Annotated in this window: 11 protein-coding genes; 5 read left to right on the top strand and 6 right to left on the bottom strand. The window is 58.5% G+C overall.

What is annotated here, in order from left to right:
- Nucleotides 1-186 precede the first annotated feature (186 nt).
- The 4 genes from RYA97_RS10685 to RYA97_RS10670 are packed head-to-tail and all read left to right on the top strand — an operon-like array spanning nt 187 to nt 5721.
- Complete coding sequence (locus RYA97_RS10685) at nt 187-2055, top strand: extracellular solute-binding protein (protein ID WP_117139347.1); 1869 nt, start codon at nt 187-189, stop codon at nt 2053-2055.
- Nucleotides 2056-3120, top strand: a complete 1065-nt coding sequence (locus RYA97_RS10680) for a microcin C ABC transporter permease YejB (protein ID WP_117139348.1) — start codon at nt 2056-2058, stop codon at nt 3118-3120.
- A complete protein-coding gene (locus RYA97_RS10675) occupies nt 3120-4142 on the top strand; it encodes an ABC transporter permease (protein WP_054097554.1) in 1023 nt (340 codons plus the stop codon). The genes RYA97_RS10680 and RYA97_RS10675 overlap by 1 nt, the downstream gene beginning before the upstream one ends.
- 1 nt (nt 4143) lies before the next feature.
- Nucleotides 4144-5721: an ABC transporter ATP-binding protein gene (locus RYA97_RS10670; protein WP_117139349.1), complete on the top strand. Its 1578-nt coding sequence runs from the start codon at nt 4144-4146 to the stop codon at nt 5719-5721.
- A 50-nt stretch (nt 5722-5771) separates the two neighbouring features.
- Here the strand turns inward: RYA97_RS10670 and RYA97_RS10665 are convergent, their stop codons facing one another.
- The gene (locus RYA97_RS10665; protein WP_054071721.1) at nt 5772-6941 is read right to left on the bottom strand and encodes a PilT/PilU family type 4a pilus ATPase; all 1170 of its coding nucleotides are present in this window, start codon (nt 6939-6941) and stop codon (nt 5772-5774) included.
- Nucleotides 6942-7064: 123 nt separating this feature from the next.
- Here RYA97_RS10665 and RYA97_RS10660 point away from each other — a divergent pair, with 123 nt between their 5' ends.
- Nucleotides 7065-7340 carry a peptidylprolyl isomerase gene (locus tag RYA97_RS10660; protein ID WP_002553334.1) on the top strand — a complete coding sequence of 92 codons (276 nt, stop codon included), beginning with the start codon at nt 7065-7067 and terminating at the stop codon, nt 7338-7340.
- Nucleotides 7341-7414: 74 nt separating this feature from the next.
- On the opposite strand, the gene pgm is transcribed toward RYA97_RS10660, so the two are convergent.
- From pgm to RYA97_RS10635, 5 genes are all read right to left on the bottom strand, one after another.
- Nucleotides 7415-9061, bottom strand: coding sequence for a phosphoglucomutase (alpha-D-glucose-1,6-bisphosphate-dependent) (gene pgm / locus RYA97_RS10655; protein WP_005746410.1), 1647 nt, complete (start codon nt 9059-9061; stop codon nt 7415-7417).
- 115 nt (nt 9062-9176) lie between these two features.
- On the bottom strand, nt 9177-11504 hold the full coding sequence (locus RYA97_RS10650) for an ATP-dependent DNA helicase (RefSeq protein ID WP_005776979.1): 2328 nt from the start codon (nt 11502-11504) through the stop codon (nt 9177-9179).
- Nucleotides 11505-11609: 105 nt separating this feature from the next.
- The gene (locus RYA97_RS10645; protein ID WP_005776978.1) at nt 11610-13016 is read right to left on the bottom strand and encodes a PLP-dependent aminotransferase family protein; all 1407 of its coding nucleotides are present in this window, start codon (nt 13014-13016) and stop codon (nt 11610-11612) included.
- A gap of 91 nt (nt 13017-13107) precedes the next feature.
- Nucleotides 13108-14610 carry a hypothetical protein gene (locus tag RYA97_RS10640; protein WP_010197391.1) on the bottom strand — a complete coding sequence of 501 codons (1503 nt, stop codon included), beginning with the start codon at nt 14608-14610 and terminating at the stop codon, nt 13108-13110.
- Nucleotides 14611-14996: 386 nt separating this feature from the next.
- Nucleotides 14997-15224, bottom strand: a complete 228-nt coding sequence (locus RYA97_RS10635) for a hypothetical protein (protein WP_135187567.1) — start codon at nt 15222-15224, stop codon at nt 14997-14999.
- Nucleotides 15225-15263 lie beyond the last annotated feature (39 nt).

Below are 15263 nucleotides of genomic sequence, written 5' to 3'. Positions count from 1 at the left end.
TGGGCCGTTTTTGCAGGTGGCCGGTAATACCGTTGCCTGCTCGTAGCGGCTTGGCGAAGCGACCATTTGTCTGTAGAAGATACCGCGACGCAGGTGCATGAGCGCTGCCGGGATTTCGCCATACCTTTACAGTCAGTCGCCTTTAACCCTGACATTCGCTTGCGAACGTCAGTCAGGATTCGAGTCATGCGTTTTGTTTTTCCATCATTGCTCGCCTTGACGCTGACCTTCGTTGGCGTTGTTCAATCGCTGTCTGCAGCACCACAACACGCACTGACCGTTTACGGCGAGGCCCCGCGCTACCCTGCCGACTTCAAACATTTCGATTATGTGAACCCGGACGCCCCGAAAGGCGGCAGCATGCGCCGCTCGGCCATTGAAATAGGTCAGTTCGATCACTTGATGCCGTTTACCGACAAAGGTATGGGGGTTTCGCAGATCAATGGCCTGCTCTATGCCCCGCTGGCCATACGCTCTATGGATGAGCCTTATACGGTCTACGGACTTGTCGCCGAGAAAATGGAGCGTGGTGCAGACGGCCTTTCCTTGCGCTTTTACCTCAACCCGAAGGCGCGTTTCGCGGATGGCACCCCGATTACCGCCGACGACGTCAAGTACACCTACGAACTGCTGATGACCCAAGGCAACATGCAATACCGGACCCAGTTTGAGGCGGTCAAAGGCCTGGAAGTCGAATCCCCCTTGCAGATCCGTTTCGACTTCAAGCACAGCGACAGCCGCACCCTGCCCCTGGACCTCGCTTCACTGCCGGTATTCCCCGAACACTGGTGGAAATCCCGCGACTTCGCCAGTGGCGCGGGGTTTGAAGTTCCTCCGGGCAGCGGGCCTTACACCATCAGCCGTGTCGACCCGGGGCGCACCGTCACGTTTCAACGTGACCCAGGCTGGTGGGGAAAAGACCTGCCGGTCAGCAAAGGCCTGTACAACTTCGACACCTTCAGCATCGAGTATTTCGGCGACATTGACGTGGCACGCACGGTTCTCAAGGGCGGGGCCTACGACTACAACCGCGAGTTTTCAGCGACCGGCTATTCAATTCGCTATGACGGCCCGGCACTCAGTGACGGTCGCTTGCAGAAGGCCCAACTGGCCAAGGGCGCGGTGCAAAGCTCACAGGGCTTCGTATTCAACCTGAGCCGACCGATGTTTCAGGATCGCCGCGTGCGCCAGGCGCTGTCGTTGCTCTGGGACTTCGAATGGACCAACCGGCAGTTGATGCGCAACATGTACATTCGCCAGGACAGCTTCTTCTCCAACTCGGAGCTGGCTGCCAGCGAATTACCTACTCCCGCCGAACTGAAAATCCTTGAGCCGCTGCGTGGCAGGGTCCCCGAACAGGTGTTCGACAGCGTGTTCAAGACGCCAAAAACCGATGGCACAGGCTTCATTCGCGACAAGCAACTGCAAGCACTGGCGCTGATGAAAGAGGCTGGCTGGACGCCACAGGGCGACCAACTGGTTAACGCAAAGGGCGAACCCTTCAGCTTTACGTTTCTCAACGCACAGAATGGTTTCGAGCGGATGCTGCTGCCCTACAAACGCACACTGGCGCAGATCGGCATTCATTTTGATATTCGTCGCATCGATTCCGCGCAATACCTCAACCGGGTAATGGCCCGCGATTACGACATGATTGTCACCGGCTACCCGGTATCTACCTCGCCCGGGGCCGAGTTATACAACAGCTTTGGTTCGAAAGTAGCGATGGACCCAGGTTCCAGCAATTACATGGCACTTCAGGACCCCGCCGTAGACACCCTGATTGCAGGCCTGCTCAAGGCCGACAACAAGCAGGCCATGACCGACTATGCACATTGCCTGGACCGGGTACTACAGTGGAACTACTACTGGATTCCCAACTATTACCCGCCAGGCTCCTCCACCGTCTGGTGGAACCGTTTCGGCATTCCGAAAATCCAGGCCAGCAACAATGAAGCCATCGAAACATGGTGGGAAATCAGCCCGACGCCATTGACCAATGAGCAGTTCGCTGAAAAACGCGGTGCTTCAGCCATCGTTTCGGAGATGCACTGAATGCTCGGCTATATTTTGCGTCGCCTGCTGCTGATCATCCCTACTCTGCTGTGCATTTTGCTGGTCAATTTTTTCATCGTGCAGGCCGCGCCGGGCGGCCCTGTCGAACAGGCTATTGCGCGCTTGCAGGGAATTGGCGGTGCGACCGTGGGCGCGGGGGCGAGCGAATCGGCCGATGCCGGACACTCCCGAGCGTCCCGAGGACTGGACCCGGTACTGATCAAACAGATCGAACATCAATACGGTTTCGACAAGCCCTTGCATGAGCGGCTCTGGCTGATGCTGAAGAGTTACGCCCGACTGGATTTCGGCAACAGCTTCTTTCGCGGAGCCACGGTGACCGACCTTATTCTGCAAAAAATGCCGGTCTCCATATCATTGGGCCTCTGGGCGACGTTGCTGACCTACCTGGTATCCATCCCGCTGGGTATTCGCAAAGCGGTCAAACATGGCAGTCAGTTCGATATCTGGAGCAGCACCGCGATCATCATCGGTTACGCCACGCCAGCCTTCCTGTTCGCCATGCTGCTGGTGGTGGTGTTCTGCGGTGGCACGTCACTGAACTGGTTTCCGGTGCGCGGGCTGGTCTCGGACAACTTCGAGCAACTGACCACCGTCGGCAAGATCGCTGACTATTTCTGGCATTTGGTGCTGCCTGTTTCAGCGCTGGTGATCGGCGGTTTTGCCACACTGACCCTGCTGACCAAAAATTCCTTTCTCAACGAAATAACCCGTCAGTATGTGACTACCGCCCGCGCCAAGGGTATGAGCGAGCGGCGCGTGCTCTATGGCCATGTGTTTCGCAATGCCATGTTGCTGGTTGTGTCGGGTATTCCGCAGGCGTTCATCAGCGTGTTCTTTGCCGGTTCGCTGCTGATCGAAGTGATCTTCTCGCTGGATGGCCTGGGCCGCATGAGCTATGAAGCGGCCGTTTCGCGGGATTATCCGGTGGTGTTCGGCTCGCTGTTCATCTTTACCGTCTTCGGCCTGCTGATAAAACTGATTGGCGATGTCTGCTACACGCTGGTTGACCCCCGAATCGACTTCAGCGCGAGGAATGCATGATGCGTAGCCTCTCGCCGCTGGCCCGTCGCCGTCTGGAGCGCTTTCGCAGCAATCGCCGGGGTTGGTGGTCACTGTGGCTGTTCTGCGCGCTGTTTGCCCTGACTCTGGGCGGTGAGCTGATCGCCAATGACAAACCGCTGATGGTCAGTTACCAGCACTCGCTCTACTTTCCGGTATTCAAACGCTACACCGAGCAGCAATTTGGCGGCGAGCTGCCCTTCCAGCCGGATTACCGCAGTGACTATGTGCGCCAGCTGATTACCAAGGGCGACGGCTGGATGCTGTTTCCGCCAGTCCCGTTCAGTGACGACACACCTAACTATGAGCTGACGACACCAGCGCCTAGCCCACCCTCTGCAAGCAACTGGCTGGGTACAGACGATCAGGCGCGCGATGTACTGGCTCGGGTGATTTTCGGTGCACGTATTTCAATTCTGTTTGCCCTTGTGCTGACCTTCATCAGTGCATTGATCGGCATCTCTGCCGGCGCGCTGCAAGGCTATTACGGCGGCTGGGTAGACTTGCTCGGTCAACGTCTGCTGGAGGTCTGGTCCGGCTTGCCGGTGCTGTACCTGCTGATCATCCTGTCAGGCTTCGTCGAACCCGATTTCTGGTGGCTGCTGGGCATCATGGCGCTGTTTTCCTGGCTGACGCTGGTTGATGTCGTGCGCGCCGAGTTCCTCCGTGGCCGCAACCTGGAGTACGTCAAGGCAGCGCGTGCACTGGGCCTGGGGGACCGGAAGATAATCATGCGTCACATCCTGCCCAACGCGATGACTGCGACGCTGAGCTATCTGCCGTTCATCCTCACCGGTGCCATTTCGACCCTGACCGCTCTGGATTTCCTGGGCTTCGGCATGCCAGCGGGCAGCGCTTCACTGGGCGAACTGATCGCCCAGGGCAAGCAGAACCTGCAAGCGCCCTGGCTGGGCCTGACAGCGTTCTTTGCCCTCGCGTTGATCCTGACGCTGCTGGTATTCATAGGCGAGGCGCTGCGTGATGCCTTTGACCCGAGGTCCTGATATGCCGGAAAACCTGATCGAAATCCGCGACCTGAGCGTTGCGTTCAGCGGGCAAAAGGTCGTCAGCAACCTGAGCCTGGACGTACGCCGCGGTGAATGCCTGGCGCTGGTGGGTGAATCCGGCTCCGGCAAGTCCGTCACTGCGCACTCGATCCTGCAACTGCTGCCGCACAACGGTACGCTGACCACTGGCAGCATCACCTACCGGGGTCAACAACTGGTGGGTGCCGACCAGCGCACCCTGCGCGAGCTGCGTGGCAACCGCATTGCCATGATTTTCCAGGAACCGATGACCTCGCTGAACCCGCTGCACAGCGTGGCCCGACAGATAGGCGAGACGCTGCTGCTGCATCGCGGCATCAGTGGCCGTGAAGCGCAGAAGCGCATTGTCGAACTGTTGGAAATGGTCGGCATTCAGCAGCCGGAAAAACGCCTGAAAGCCTACCCGCACGAACTGTCCGGAGGCCAACGCCAGCGGGTGATGATTGCCATGGCGCTGGCATGCGAGCCGGAACTGCTGGTTGCCGACGAACCGACCACTGCACTGGACGTCACCGTGCAACGCAAGATCCTCTTGCTGCTCAAGGAGCTGCAGCAGCGCCTGGACATGTCGCTGCTGTTGATCAGTCATGATCTCAATCTGGTTCATAGCGTGGCGCAGCGCGTCTGCGTCATGCGTGCCGGCGAGATTGTCGAGCAGTCCGATTGCAAGTCGCTGTTCAAATCGCCGCAGCATCCTTACAGCCGCCTGCTGCTGGATGCCGAACCTGCGGGCGAGCCGCTGCCACGCGACACGCGGGAAACGGTTCTGCAGGTCGATAATCTGAAAGTCTGGTTCTCCCTGACCGGCGGCATTCTGCGGCGGCACAAGGAGTACCTCAAGGCGGTGGATGACATCAGCCTGAGTATCGAGCGCGGCAAGACCCTCGGTATCGTTGGCGAATCAGGTTCCGGCAAGTCGACACTGGGCCAGGCGATCCTGCGCCTGCTGGAATCACGCGGCGGTATCCGCTTCCGCGGGCAGGCGCTGGACGGCCTGAGTCAGAAACAGATGCGCCCGTGGCGTAAAGAGATGCAAGTGGTCTTTCAGGACCCTTACGGCAGCCTCAGCCCGCGCATGTCAGTGGCGCAGATCATCAGTGAAGGACTTGAGGTGCACAGCCAGTTCGCCTCTGCCAAATGCGATGCCGAAGTCATTCGGGCGCTTGAAGAAGTCGGCATCGACCCGCAGAGCCGGCATCGCTACCCCCATGAGTTTTCCGGTGGCCAGCGTCAGCGTATCGCCATTGCACGGGCGCTGGTGCTGAAACCCGCGCTGATTCTGCTCGACGAGCCTACCTCGGCGCTGGACCGCACCGTGCAGAAACAAATCGTCGCACTGCTGCGCGAGCTTCAGGAAAAGCACGGCCTGACGTACCTGTTCATCAGTCATGACCTGGCGGTGGTCAAGGCGCTCGCCCATGATGTCATCGTGGTAAAGGACGGCAAGGTTGTCGAGCGCGGTGCCAGCCACGATGTTTTCGAATCACCGCAGCACCCCTATACACAGGAATTGCTGGCTGCTGCGCGCCCTGAATAATCTGGTCCACAACGAAGCTTCTGCCCGGAGGGCGCAGGAGCTTCACCGATTTACGCCTGCGGCCCCGGCGCGTCGTCATCGACCAGCCCCCACTCGGCGGTACTTGCCGTGCTGCTGCCGATCGGGGCCGGGGGCGGCGTCGTCAGGCTGGCGACTCCGCCTTCACTGTGCAGTTTGAGGCGCAGACGAACGTTGTTCTGCGAGTCGGCATTCTTCAGCGCTTCCTCCTCGCTGATCGCCCCCTCGACGGCCAGATTGAACAACGCCGTGTCGAAGGTCTGCATACCGAGGCTGCCGGATTTCTCCATGATGCCCTTGAGTTCGGTCAGTTCATTGCGCTGAATCAGGTCGCGAATGGTCGGCGTGCCCATCATCACCTCCACCGCTGCGCGACGTTTGCCGTCCGGGGTTCTAACCAGCCGCTGGGACACGAACGCCTTGAGGTTATTGCCCAGGTCATGCAGCAACTGCGCACGACGCTCTTCCGGGAAGAAGTTGATGATCCGGTCCAGCGCCTGATTGGCGTTGTTGGCATGCAGGGTCGAGATCGCCAGGTGGCCGGTGTCGGCAAACGCCAGCGCATGCTCCATGGTCTCGCGATCACGAATTTCGCCGATCAGAATCACATCCGGAGCCTGACGTAACGTGTTCTTCAGCGCCGCGCGGAAGCTTCGGGTATCGACCCCCACTTCGCGCTGGTTGACGATGGACTTCTTGTGCCGATGGATAAATTCGACCGGGTCTTCAATGGTGATGATATGGCCGCTGGCGTTGCGATTGCGGTAATCGATCAGCGCCGCCAGCGAGGTCGATTTGCCCGAACCGGTGGCACCGACGAACAACACCAGCCCGTGCTTTTCCATGATCACATCGAGCAGTACGGGCGGCAGGAACAGGTCCTCGAAACGCGGAATATCCAGCTTGATATTCCGCGCGACGATGGACACCTCGTTACGCTGCATGAAGATATTGATCCGGAACCGGCCGATGCCCGCCAGCGAAACAGCAAGGTTCATCTCCAGTTCGCGCAGGAATTCGAGCTTCTGCTCCTCGTCCATCAGCCCCTGAGCAATCACCGCCACCTCGCCCGGCTTGAGGGTTTCACTGCCCAGCGGCTTGAGCACGCCGTTGAACTTGGCGCACGGAGGCGCTCCGGTGGAAAGATACAGGTCCGATCCGTCCTGACTGGCCAGAATCTTCAACAGCGCCGGAAAATCCATAATCAATACCGTACAAAATGAAGTAAATAGACGACGACCGTCATGACGGCACGCGTGACGCGCGGGCGTCGCTCAGCGAGAGCAGGCATAATGGCAGCCTTTTGCAGCAGGTGATATTGCGACATGAAAGCCCAAGCCCGCCATATTCTGGTGAAAACCGCCGAAGAGGCCGAACAGCTCAAGCTGCGCATTGCCAAGGGTGAGGCGTTTGACGTGCTGGCTAAAAAGCATTCTAGCTGCCCGTCCGGCAAACGTGGCGGTGATCTGGGCGAAGTCAGGCCTGGGCAAATGGTCGGTGCCATCGATCAGGTGATCTTCAAGAAGCCGCTACGCGTGGTGCACGGCCCGATCAAAAGCAAATTCGGTTATCACCTGGTGCAGGTCTTTTATCGCGACTGAGCCACAGGTCAAAAGCTGAAAAACCCCGAACCGGTTGAGGTTCGAGGTTTTTCGGGCCTTGACGAAAGCAGTGATTATTTCGGCGAAATCGCCCCGTCCACCAGCACTTGAGCTTCTGCTACCAGGCGCTTGAGGTGATCTTCACTGACAAAACTCTCGGCGTAGATCTTGTAGATGTCCTCGGTGCCTGAAGGGCGTGCCGCAAACCAGCCGTTTTCAGTCATGACTTTCACGCCACCGAACGCCTGATCATTACCCGGCGCGTTGCTAAGCACTTTCTGAATCGGCTCCCCCGCCAGCTCGGTGGAAGTCACCTGCTCCGGCGACAGCTTGCTCAGCAGCGCCTTCTGTTGCGGGTTGGCCTTGGCGTCGACGCGAGTCGAGAATGGTTCGCCCAGTTCGTCGGTCATGGTCTTGTACGTTTCGCTTGGGTCACGACCGGTACGGGCAGTCATTTCCGCAGCCAGCAAGGCCGGAATCAGACCGTCCTTGTCAGTGGTCCAGACCGTACCGTCGCGGCGCAGGAACGAGGCGCCGGCGCTTTCTTCACCGCCAAAGCCCAACGAACCCTCGAACAGGCCCTGCGCGAAATACTTGAAGCCGACCGGCACTTCGTACAGGCGTCGACACAGGCGCGCAGCCACACGATCGATCATGCCGCTGCTGACCACAGTCTTGCCGACTGCCGCATCGGCGCGCCACTCAGGACGGTTCTGGAACAGGTAATCGATGGATACCGCCAAGTAGCTGTTGGGCGTCATCAGGCCACCGCTCGGGGTCACGATGCCGTGGCGGTCGTGATCCGGGTCACAGGCAAATGCCACTTGATAACGGTCCTTGAGACCGATCAGGCTCTGCATGGCATGGCTGGAAGACGGGTCCATACGAATCTGGCCGTCCCAGTCGACGGTCATGAAGCGGAACGTAGGGTCGACAAATTTATTGACCACATCCAGATTCAGGCCGTAATGCTCGCCAATCGCCGACCAGTAGCTCACCCCGGCCCCGCCCAGCGGGTCGACACCAAGACGCAGACCCGAATTGCGGATGGCGTCCATGTCGATCACGTTCTTAAGGTCGGCCACGTAGGTGTTGACGTAATCATGGCGGTGCGTGGTATCGGCACGCAGCGCTTTTTCATGGCTGATGCGTGAAACGCCAGTGACTTTATCGGCCAGCAGTTCGTTGGCCTTGTTCTCGATCCACTTGGTGATATCACTGTCAGCCGGGCCGCCATTGGGCGGGTTGTACTTGAAGCCACCGCTTTGCGGCGGGTTGTGCGACGGCGTAATGACGATGCCATCAGCCAGCCCCGAAGTACGGCCACGGTTGTAACAGATGATGGCGTGAGACACCGCAGGGGTTGGCGTGTATTCATCGCCTTGCGAGATCATCACCTCTACGCCGTTGGCAGCCAGCACTTCAAGAGCAGTGGCAGCGGCTGGCGTGGACAACGCATGGGTATCAGCGCCAAGGAACAAAGGGCCGTCGATACCATTTGCCTTTCGGTACAGGCAGATCGCCTGGCTGATAGCCAGCACGTGCCATTCGTTGAAGCCCAGATCGAACGACGTGCCACGATGTCCGGAAGTGCCGAACGCAACGCGTTGAGCAGGTACCGATGCATCAGGTTGACCGGTGTAGTAAGCCGTGACCAGTCTCGGAATATCGACCAGTAACTGCGCAGGTGCCAGCTTGCCGGCGAAAGGACTGAGACTCATACAACCTCCACTAAGAAATGAAATACGGAGAAAAAATAAAGACTTGCTGCAGGTAAAAACATAATCGATGCGGCAGTTTACTGGCAGTTCGACAGCGCTGCTTGAGTATCGATCCCTAAGCCGTTGACGTTTCAGGCCGCCACCACGCCGGAAACAGCTGCTTGACCTTGTGCTCGGCAAAACGATCGTCGATCAGCATCACCACGCCACGATCACTCTGGCTGCGGATCACCCGCCCCGCGGCCTGCACCACCTTCTGCACGCCGGGGTAAAGATAGGTGTAGTCGTAGCCAGCACCGAACAGTGCAGCCATGCGCTGCTTGAACTGCTCGTTGACCGGGTTGAGCTGCGGCAGCCCCAGGGTGGCGATGAACGCGCCGATCAACCGTGCGCCCGGCAAGTCGATACCCTCACCAAAGGCACCGCCCAGTACGGCAAAACCGATGCCCTGACTGCTCAGGGTAAAGCGGTCGAGAAACGCGTGACGCTCACTCTCGCCCATGCCCCGCGCCTGCTGCCAGAGGGTGATGTGCGGATGAGTCTGCGCCATCAGTTCAGCCACTTGTTGCAGGTAATCAAAACTGCTGAAAAACGCCAGGTAGTTACCTGGCCGCGCTTCGAACTGCTCCGCCATCAGCTCGACAATCGGTGCCAGCGAGGCCTGACGATGAGTGAAACGGGTGGAAATGCGGCTGACAATCCGCACGTCGAGTTGGTCGTGACTAAACGGTGATTCCACATCGATCCACGCTGTGTTGACCGGCAGCCCGAGCAGGTCCGCATAGTAATGCCGCGGGTTGAGCGTTGCGGAAAACAGCACGGTGCTGCGCGCAGCGGTCAGGCGCGGACGGATGAAGCGTGCTGGAACCACGTTACGCAGGCTGAGGCGCGACAGAATGCGCTTGCCGCCCGCCTCGCGCCGGGTGATGTCGAATATAAAATGCTCGTCGAACAGCTCGGCGATGCGTGCAAAGCCGATGGCTTCCAGATAGAAACCCTGCAACGTGCCATCCACTGCCTGCGGGTGCTCGTTGAAATGATCACCAATGGTCGAGATGCACTGGTTCAGGCTGCCGATGAGTTTTTCCGGTGCCGCCGAGTACGCCTGATAGGCAGCGGGCTGCACTTTGTGCAGCGCATTCCATTGCCGGTCGAGACGCTGCAAGGCTTTTTTAACGGGTTCGGGCGACGTCTGGATCAGGGCTTTCAACTGGCTCTGATCAAGACTGGCGCTGTACATCTGCCGGGCCCGCTCGACCATGTTGTGCGCTTCGTCGACCAGCACCGCCACGCGCCACTGATTGAGCTGGCCGAGGCCGAACAGCAGCGCACTGAGGTCGAAGTAATAATTGTAATCAGCGATTACTACATCGGCCCAGCGTGCCAGTTCCTGGCTGAGGTAATACGGACAGACCTGATGCCGCAATGCGGCCTCGCGCACGCTGGCCTGATTCAGCCAGGGCGACTCAAGTGCAGCGGCGCGGGCCGCTGGCAGACGATCGTAAAAGCCATTGGCCAGTGGACAGGAATCTCCGTTACAGGCCTTGTCCAGATGCTCGCAGGCCTTGTCCCGCGCCACCAGTTCCAACACCCGCAGCTTTAGCTCCGGCACACTGTGATTGATGACCTCAAGCGCATCCAGTGCCAGCCGACGCCCGGGAGTCTTGGCGGTGAGGAAGAAAATCTTGTCAAGCTGCTGACCGGGCGCCGCCTTGAGCAATGGAAACAGCGTGCCCACCGTCTTGCCGATGCCCGTAGGTGCCTGAGCCATCAGACAACAGCCGGTGCTCACCGCCTTGTACACCGACTCGGCCAGCACCCGTTGCCCGGTTCGAAAGGACGCGTGAGGGAACTTCAGGCTGCCCAGCGTCTTGTGCAGCGCCTGCGTATGCGCCATCTGTTGCTGCGCCCAGCCGAGGAATATCGTGCACTGTTGCTCGAAGAACTGTTGCAGCGTCGTTGCACTGAATGGCTCGCGAATCAGGGTTTCCTGCTCGCTGACAATGTTGAAATACACCAGAGCCAGCGTCACTTGTTCAAGTTGCAGACGCTGGCAAAGCAGCCAGCCGTAGACCTTCACCTGTGCCCAGTGCAATCGACGATGGTTGGCGGGCATCGCATCCAGCTCGCCGCGATAGGTCTTCACTTCTTCCAATTGATTGCGACCGGCGTCGTACCCGTCCGCCCTGCCCCTTACCGTCAGCTCGCGATAATCGCCACTCAACGACAACTCGGCCTGATAATCAGCGCCACGACGCGACGCGACCGTGCGGTGTCCGGCAATCCCTTCCTGAGCCGTGGGTGATGGTGTGAAGCGCAGGTCAAGATCGCCGACCTTGGCGGTGAACTCGCACAGTGCGCGCACGGCCACGACATAATGCGCAGGCGAGTCGCTGATGAGGGCTTGCCCGGAATCGGGTTTTACAGGGGCGGTCGGAGTCACTGCGCTGGGAAGCCGTAGGTTGTGAATACTGGACAGGCGTCCAGTTAACAGCCTTGAATCACGTCTGGCAAACATAAATGGATCGACGGCTTGCGATGTCAGTGCCTAGTGCAGACGCGCCTGCGTTAACGCTCCTCCCAACGCGGCCAGGCGCGCGGCCGGATCCTGACCCCAGTCGATGGCGTAGCTGACCCATAAATGCTGCCCATAACGGTTTTGCAGGCTGAACAGCTCGCCGGGAGTAATGACGATGCGCTGGGCCAGCAGCCTGTCGAAGACCTGGCGCATGTCTACGGGATGCATGCTCTCGGCCCAGACGCCGCAGCCGCCCTCGGGTACCTGATAACGCAACGCTCCACCCGTCTGTTCATCCAGTTGTTGTGTCATCGACTGCATGCGTCTGACCAGCGTTTCTCGCAACGCCACCAGTTGCCTGTCCAGACGCCCACTGCTGCACAATCTGGCAATCGCCCGCTGACGAATCGGCGGCAGTTCGAATGCTCGCAGCCAAAAATACTGCTGCCAGCGCACCTCAAGGGTTTTGCACAGCAGATAGCCGTAAGGGGCTTCAGGCCCAAGACTCTTGTCAAATGCGCCGATAATCACCAGACGCTGCGGGTCAACCCAGTGGCGCAGAGGGATCTGCTCGTAAGCAAATTGCAAACCCGCATGGCTGTCATTTTCCAGCACCCAGACTTGATGGCAATTTAACGCTCGCGCAACGGCCTCGCTGTTACCCGGAGGGCGCATGCTGCCTCGCACCGGGTTCAGTAAAGAAGGCAACACGGCAAGCCGGATATCATTGTCGCGCAACAGGTTATCGAGTCGCGCAGGATCAAGGCTGCCGGTCTCGTCCAGTGGCAGCTCGATAACGCGAATGTCGAACGATTGCAGCAAGCGCAGCAACGCCCAGGCGCAGGGCGACTCCACCAACACCACAGTGCCACGCAGCCCCAACGTTTCGATAACGGCCTTGAACGCCCCATGCAGGTCTGGGGCGATATAGACATTGTCAGCGTGCCAGCAGTGTTCTGCATCGCGGGTGTAGCGGGCTGCCAACGCGGTGCGCAGCTCTGGCTCGCCAAACGGCTGAAAACCTGGCTCCCGCAGGCGCGGATAATGCCGAGTCAGTTCTCGCTCCATTGCCGGTAGCGAACTTTCCTGTGCATGCAGAAGGGTCGGTTCATCGCAACCCAGCAGCGACATGCCCGGACGACTGGCGTTATCGCACAGTACGTGTAACAGATCGCCATCGCTGTCAGAACATGCCCGCCCCGCCCTGTTCCCGCTGCACGGTGCCGAGTAATAGCCCGACTTGGGAAGCGAATAGACGCGCCCTTCCTTTTCCAGTAGCGAATAGGCGCTTTGTACTGTGGATATAGATACGCTCAGTCGCTGCGCCAGCTGTCGCAGTGATGGCATCTTCAGCGCCAGCTCGCCTTGTTGCTGGTCGACCAGCCGCACCAGATAGCGGTAAACCGCCTGGTAAGCAAAATCCATGTTGTTTTTCATCCAGGTATCCGCCGCTCAGCCAGACCAGACTTTAGAAAGTCGCGACATGACTGATGCCGGTTGCCGACAGCAGCCATGATCCGAAACCGGTTCAGCGCCCGGAAAGCATCTCGACCACTGCCTGACCGGTCGCCGGGTCAACGGTCATGATTCGGCGTTTGTCAGGATCGGCAGCGCGAATTCTGGCGATGATTGAATGCGGGTCATCGAAGTTCACCCGTTGTTTGCCGTAAAGGTTTTGCAGCGATTGGAGGCTCAGACCGCTGATATCCACCAGCCACTGCATCACTTGATCCGGGGCCGTCGAGCCCGAGAGCACCTTGTGCAGATCCGGCAGTGCCACCAGCATGCCGGGATGGCAGCGGCGCAGAAATGATTCAAGGCCATCGCCCTGATTGACGAATGGCGAGAACAGCATGCAGACCAGTTGAGTCTCGTTCAGGCCAAACCCCTCCTGAGCGAAGCCTGAGGCCAGCTCGCGACGCGTCTCGATTCGCGCCCGCCCGGCATAAGCGCTGAGCGCCTGATCAATCAATCGTGGCGGCATCTGCTTTCTGCGCATCAGCGATGTTGCCAGCTCAAGGTATTCGGCTATCCCGTCGGCATAATTGCGCTCTTGCAGGTACTGCGCAGTCAGGCCCCGCATATGAGCCATCAGCAAAGGATTGGCGCAATCGGACTCACTGAAGCTGAACGACAGATCATCGAAGCGGAAATCAAGGAATTCAGTCAGCAGGTTCCAGTGCTCGTCTGCCTTGCAACTGACCAGATCGGCGATGGTGATAAAGGCTGGCGCGTTGGCTTTTTCAGGAACCGCTATGGATCGGTTTGCCCGCGGGCTGTCTTCGCCGTCCCCGTACAGTTCGTGGTAATACGCCTGGCCGATCGTGTCGATGACCTTGAGTACGCCAGTCAGCGTCTGGTTGCCCCAACTGCCCGTGTACTGCCCGGTGCGCTGGGCCAGACGCATGATCCACGTCGCGTACTGCCGCTGCTCCCTGCGTGAATCGCCGCTGACCACAGCATCGACACCGTTACCCCAGCTCAACGCGCGCCCCAGAAATTCCGCCAGCCCCAGATAGCAGGTATTGCAAAACGTGGTGCGCGCGTCACCTGCGGACAGATGTCCACCGAGCAGCATGTCCAGGCGATTCTGCTCGCGCCCTGCGCTGGAAAAAGGCAGATCCGGCTCGAAGGCCTGGGTGTACTGGTTGTCGATCACCAGCGTTTCGACGCGCGGGTCGTCATACAAAAACAATGCTGAATAGGTGCGGTTGATGTTATCCATCACCGCGGGTGTCATTCCCGCGTGGCGTCGATTGGCGACCCGCAAATTGAACGTACCGGGCGATCGACAGGCAATGCTCAACTGGGCGGCGCGCAAAAAGGCCAGCGTGTAGGCACTGTCCTTGCCACCGCCGAACGCCACCAGCACCTTGAAACCGGAAATCCGCTCGATCCCGCCAGCCGCGACAATCAATCGCTGAATCAACAACTGCAATGCCGTGCGTTCCGCACGGGTGAAATACCCCAGCAAACGTTGCAATACTTGCTGATAGACGTAATTCATTGCCTGTTCGTGGATAGAGCTCATTGTGTGTCACCTGCCTGTCGCTCAAGACGCGACACGGTGCAGGCAGAACATTGAACATCAAGCTGACAACCAAGTTTATAGTCGAGCATGACTCATTCCCTGAGTGGTAATTACCGACGCATTATCAATATCTTCAAAACAATTACAATAGACAGTTTTCTTTTGAAAACAACGCAGAATGTTTACATAAGGCGGCCGTATTAGACAACGCGTTTAAACGCCCCACTCATTCAGCAGCCAAGAACTTATTATTTTGCCAATTATACTCCACGCCAGATCCCTCTACAGGAAGCTCTCGGCGAGCAGGAGCGTATCGACATACAATGATGCTTTTACTCTGCCCTGTAGGAAACACCAGTGGCATTGTGCGCATTCTGACAGATTGATTAAACTTTAATACTCATGTCGCCCACAGCTCCATATTTACCTTCGTCCAGCGGAACTGAACCGGTACTTTCAATGAAGCCATAAAGAGCATCGTGCCCGGCGCGGCATTGTCGAGGTGAAATATCACACAGCCGGCATTCAATTGTCTCGATCATCGCCAAAGGTTCTAAGCGGCACTCACCGACATCGACCCACTCTGTCCTAAGCTTGATCAATGCGCTCTGCATTAAAGACGCACAAGGAGTTTTCAAACCCAACAAGGACGT

Source organism: Pseudomonas syringae group sp. 26L6 (genome assembly GCF_032587815.1).
GTDB classification, from domain to species: domain Bacteria; phylum Pseudomonadota; class Gammaproteobacteria; order Pseudomonadales; family Pseudomonadaceae; genus Aquipseudomonas; species Aquipseudomonas amygdali.
Note: the sequence above shows the minus strand (reverse complement) of the source record. Positions and strands in the feature narration are given on the sequence as shown.

Bases quoted from the DNA above. Each gene is read 5' to 3' on its own strand.
- RYA97_RS10685 (WP_117139347.1), top strand. From the start codon at position 187: ATGCGTTTTGTTTTTCCATCATTGCTCGCCTTGACGCTGACCTTCGTT.
- RYA97_RS10680 (WP_117139348.1), top strand. From the start codon at position 2,056: ATGCTCGGCTATATTTTGCGTCGCCTGCTGCTGATCATCCCTACTCTG.
- RYA97_RS10675 (WP_054097554.1), top strand. From the start codon at position 3,120: ATGCGTAGCCTCTCGCCGCTGGCCCGTCGCCGTCTGGAGCGCTTTCGC.
- RYA97_RS10670 (WP_117139349.1), top strand. From the start codon at position 4,144: ATGCCGGAAAACCTGATCGAAATCCGCGACCTGAGCGTTGCGTTCAGC.
- RYA97_RS10665 (WP_054071721.1), bottom strand. From the start codon at position 6,941: ATGGATTTTCCGGCGCTGTTGAAGATTCTGGCCAGTCAGGACGGATCG.
- RYA97_RS10660 (WP_002553334.1), top strand. From the start codon at position 7,065: ATGAAAGCCCAAGCCCGCCATATTCTGGTGAAAACCGCCGAAGAGGCC.
- pgm (WP_005746410.1), bottom strand. From the start codon at position 9,061: ATGAGTCTCAGTCCTTTCGCCGGCAAGCTGGCACCTGCGCAGTTACTG.
- RYA97_RS10645 (WP_005776978.1), bottom strand. From the start codon at position 13,016: ATGAAAAACAACATGGATTTTGCTTACCAGGCGGTTTACCGCTATCTG.
- RYA97_RS10640 (WP_010197391.1), bottom strand. From the start codon at position 14,610: ATGAGCTCTATCCACGAACAGGCAATGAATTACGTCTATCAGCAAGTA.
- RYA97_RS10635 (WP_135187567.1), bottom strand. From the start codon at position 15,224: ATGCAGAGCGCATTGATCAAGCTTAGGACAGAGTGGGTCGATGTCGGT.